Below are 3,765 nucleotides of genomic sequence, written 5' to 3'. Positions count from 1 at the left end.
GCAGCCGCCGGCCCGATCCCAGCCGGTACCCCCCGCCCGCGCCGAGTTCGGACTCGACCGGGTAGCCCAGGTCGCGCAGTCGGTCCACGTCCCGCCGCACCGAGCGGGTGGTGACCCCGAGCTCGGCCGCGAGTTCGGGCCCGGTCCACACGGTGCGCCGCTGCAGCAGGTCGAGCAGCCCCAGCACCCGCTGGGTCGTGGGCATCTTGTCCTCGGTCACGTCGTCCACTCTCGCACCGGCAGAGGACCAGATCTGTCCTGATCACCTGAGAGTCTGCTGTCGGACCGCGAGAGAGCCGCCCGACCGTCGGCCGACCGCCCCCACCACCGGGAGACCACCATGACCACAGCCCGCACCATCGACTGGACCGACCAGCTCGCCGACCAACTCGAATACCACTGGACCGGCCACCTCCGGCCTCGCCTGGAGGGACTGACCGACGCCGAGTACCACTTCTCCCCCGCACCCGATGATCGGACCTGGGGCGTGCGCCCCCGGGGCACCGGTTCCGCGGACGTGCAGGCCGGGAGTGGCGACTTCACGATCGACTTCGCCTATCCCGAACCGCGGCCCGCACCGCTGACGACCATCGCGTGGCGGATCGGCCACGTGGTCGTGGGAGTGCTCGGGGCCCGGTGGCACGACCACTTCGGCGGACCGCCCCACGACTACATGACCCACGAGTTCGCCGGTGACGCCGTGGGCGGACTCGCCCAGCTCGACCGCACCTACGCGGGCTGGATGGAGGGGGTCCGGGGGCTCGACGACGACGCCCTCGCCGCGCCCGTCGGGGAGGCCGAGGGCCACTGGTCCGCCGCCCCCATGGCCACCCTCGTCCTGCACATCCACCGCGAGGTCATCCACCACGGCGCGGAGCTGTGCCTGCTCCGCGACCTGTACGCCCACACCCGTTGATCCGGTCGACCCGTCTGACCCGTCTGACCCGTCTGACCCGGACGACCCGTCGGCATCCGCCGACACCACACCATCCCCGACCCACCACCGAGGAGTTCGCCATGCCACTGTTCGCCGCCACCCACACCACCGAGCGCGACACCCTGCTCGAATGGATCGACGACGCTCTCGTCAACGCCCGCTCGATCGTCCACGGCCTCACCGGCGACCAACTGCGGGCGCGTCCGGTCCCGTCGAGTGAGCTGACGCTCGGCTGGCTGATCATGCACATCGGTCAGGTGGCCGAGGACTGGCTGGGCCGGGCGGCCGCCGCGCCCGACCCCCTGGAGACGGGACGCTCGCTACCGGAGACCTTCGAGTGGGCCGAGGCCGTCAACCGGGTCGATCCCGACGCGACCGCCGAGGAGGTCCTCGCCGAGTACGACCGTCGGTGCGCCGCGGGACTCGCCCATCTCCGAGCCGCCGACCTGGACGCGCGGGTCCCCGTCCCCACCGAGATGCCGTGGTTCCCGTCGGACCTGGCACCGTTCAACGGCCGCTGGGTCGCACAGCACGTGCTGACCGAGATCAACCGGCACAGCGGGCACGCCGACCTCCTGCGCGAGGCGCTCGACGGGCGCACGATGTACGACCTGATCGCGGAGGACCAGGGCATCGACATGTCCTACATCGGTGCCTGGTTCGCCGCCCACCCGGAGGTCCCGGCGCCGGCGTGGTGAGTCGGCGCCGGCGTGGTGAGTCGGGTGGGCGCGGGGACGGACCGGCCACGCGGCGTGACCGCGGGTCAGTCCTCCTCGTCCCAGCCGGCGAACGTCGCGAACTTGTCCTCGATCATCCCGGCGACTTCGCCCGGGTCGGGCACGAGTCCCGCGTCGGTGGCGATGCCCACCGAGACCTTGCCGTTGTAGCTGAAGATGCAGATTCCGAAGGCCTGGTCGCCGCTCATCGGAACCCAGCCGGGTATCCCCTCGACAGGAGTGCCGGCGATCCGCACCGTGGAGACCGGCCCGGGGACCGACGTGAGCTGGCCGACGGTCTTGTTGGCGAGCAGGTCGACCACCGCGTGCGCCACCGGGCCGGGAGTGACCGCGACGCCGAGCATGGTGGCGAAGTTGACGTGTGGTTCGAACGAGTAGCGCACCCGGGACATGGACGTGGCGATCGCGTCGATGAGCTCGTCGGCGTCGTCGATCCCCAGCGGCAGGCGCATGAGGATGATCGTGAGGTGGTTGCCCAGTTCCTCCGGCAGTTCGTCAGCCACCGGCTCGATGGACATCGGCACCATGAGATTGATGTCCGAGACCCGACGATCGCCGTGGGTGTCGAGGTACTCGGTGAGCGCCCTGGACACCGCCGCGAGCATCACGGTGGTGACCGTGGTGTCGTGCGCCTTCGCCACCCTCTTGATCGCCGCGAGGTCCAGCCCGGCGATCCAGGAGACCTTCTTCCGGGCGTGGGCGTGGCCACTCCACGACAGCTCCGGCGATCTGGGTTCGAACAGCAGCCGGAAGGTCGAACGGTAGGTGTTGGTCGTCCTGTTGGTGGGGTCGATGGTGTCGGCCAGGGATTCCACGACGCGCGTGGGCACCCTGGTGACCCCGCGGCCCGGGGCCACCACGGCCCTGACCAGCCGCGTGAGGGTCCACGGGAACGTGACCGTGGCGCCGGCGAGACCGCGGGCGATACCGACCGAGTCCCGGACCATCCCCACCCCGGCGCGGCCGACCGTCCGGAGGATCCCGTCTCCACCAGGGGAGAGGGGCCGGCCCACCCGGGGCAGCGGGATGTCGTCATCGCTGTCGCACAGACCCAGGACCAACTGGGTCAGCCGGACGCCGTCGACCATCGCGTGCTGGACCCGGAACAGGACCAGCGCACCCTCCCGCCCGGCCTCCCGCCCGGCCTCGTGGCCGTGGCCGTGGTAGCCCTCGAGGAACTCGGCCCGCCACAAGGGGCGGTCGTCAGGGAGCTGGATGCTCATCTGCTCGGAGACGTACGCCTCGGCCTCGGCCCGCCCGCCCGGCGCGGGGAGCCGCCCGCGGATCAGGTGGTGGGAGAGGTCGAAGTCGGGATCGTCCTCCCAGTACCACCGCCTGCCCTCGCGAACCGGGACCCGGCGGAACACCGGGTGGGGTTCGACCATCCGCGACGCGATCGCCTCGGAGACCGCGTCCCAGTCAGGGATCTCCGAGAACCACACCAACGACGTGATGTACATGAGGTTGTCGGGGCGGTCCATGTGCAACCACAACTGATCCCGCAGCGGAATCCTGACCCTCGTCCTCTCCCCCATCGTCCCCGACCCTTCCCCCCAGCCGCGATCGACCACCGAGCCATCTGCGCTCCACTCCAGGCTAGAACAGGCGTGACCAACATCACGGGGGTTCTCCCGGTTCGCCACGACTACCGGGGACCACTCGCCTGGTGAGGAGAGGCGCGTCGACGGCAGTCCTCAGGCCGGGGCCTCCCAGCCGTCGAAGGTCGCGAACTGACCCTCGATCATCTCGGCGACCCGGCCCGGGTCCGGCACGAGCTCGGCATCGGTGGCGATCCCCACGGACACCGTGCCGTCATAGCTGAAGATGCAGATCCCGAGCGCCTGGTCGCCACTCATCGGCACCCAGCCGAGCATGCCCTCGACCGGGGTTCCCGCGAGCCGCACCTCGGAGACCGGACCGGGTACCGAGGTGAGCTGGCCGACGGTCTTGTTGGCGAACAGGTCGACCACCGCGTGCTGCACCGCGGTGGGGGTGACGGCCACGCCGAGCATGGTGGCGAAGGTGATGTGTGGCTCGAACGAGTAGCGCACCCGGGTCATGGACGTGGTGATGGCCTCGATGAGTTCGTCC

At 70.6% G+C, this 3,765-nt stretch carries 5 protein-coding genes; 2 read left to right on the top strand and 3 right to left on the bottom strand.

The window, feature by feature from the left end:
* The coding region (locus tag G6020_RS12580; RefSeq protein ID WP_182610855.1) for an HTH domain-containing protein at positions 1 to 205 on the bottom strand (205 nt) is incomplete at its 3' end.
* Between the two features lie 153 nt (positions 206 to 358).
* Between G6020_RS12580 and G6020_RS12575 the strand changes: the two genes are divergently transcribed.
* Together G6020_RS12575 and G6020_RS12570 are read left to right on the top strand one after the other, a co-directional pair.
* The gene (locus tag G6020_RS12575) at positions 359 to 916 is read left to right on the top strand and encodes a DinB family protein (protein WP_179525969.1); all 558 of its coding nucleotides are present in this window, start codon (positions 359 to 361) and stop codon (positions 914 to 916) included.
* A 101-nt stretch (positions 917 to 1,017) separates the two neighbouring features.
* A complete protein-coding gene (locus G6020_RS12570) occupies positions 1,018 to 1,635 on the top strand; it encodes a DUF664 domain-containing protein (protein ID WP_182610854.1) in 618 nt (205 codons plus the stop codon).
* A gap of 65 nt (positions 1,636 to 1,700) precedes the next feature.
* Here the strand turns inward: G6020_RS12570 and G6020_RS12565 are convergent, their stop codons facing one another.
* Positions 1,701 to 3,209, bottom strand: coding sequence for a WS/DGAT domain-containing protein (locus G6020_RS12565; protein WP_182610853.1), 1,509 nt, complete (start codon positions 3,207 to 3,209; stop codon positions 1,701 to 1,703).
* Positions 3,210 to 3,368: 159 nt separating this feature from the next.
* A partial coding sequence (locus tag G6020_RS17155) for a WS/DGAT domain-containing protein (RefSeq protein WP_241732696.1) occupies positions 3,369 to 3,765 on the bottom strand: 397 nt, incomplete at its 5' end.

Origin of the sequence: Dietzia sp. B19 (assembly GCF_014145155.1) — a bacterium.
In the GTDB taxonomy this organism is placed as follows: domain Bacteria; phylum Actinomycetota; class Actinomycetes; order Mycobacteriales; family Mycobacteriaceae; genus Dietzia; species Dietzia natronolimnaea.
The sequence above is the reverse complement of the archived record's forward strand: the minus strand, read 5'-3'. Positions and strand labels throughout refer to the sequence as shown.

Coding starts and splice junctions, on each gene's coding strand:
- G6020_RS12570 (WP_182610854.1), top strand. CDS start 1,018: ATGCCACTGTTCGCCGCCACCCACACCACCGAGCGCGACACCCTGCTC.
- G6020_RS12565 (WP_182610853.1), bottom strand. CDS start 3,209: ATGGGGGAGAGGACGAGGGTCAGGATTCCGCTGCGGGATCAGTTGTGG.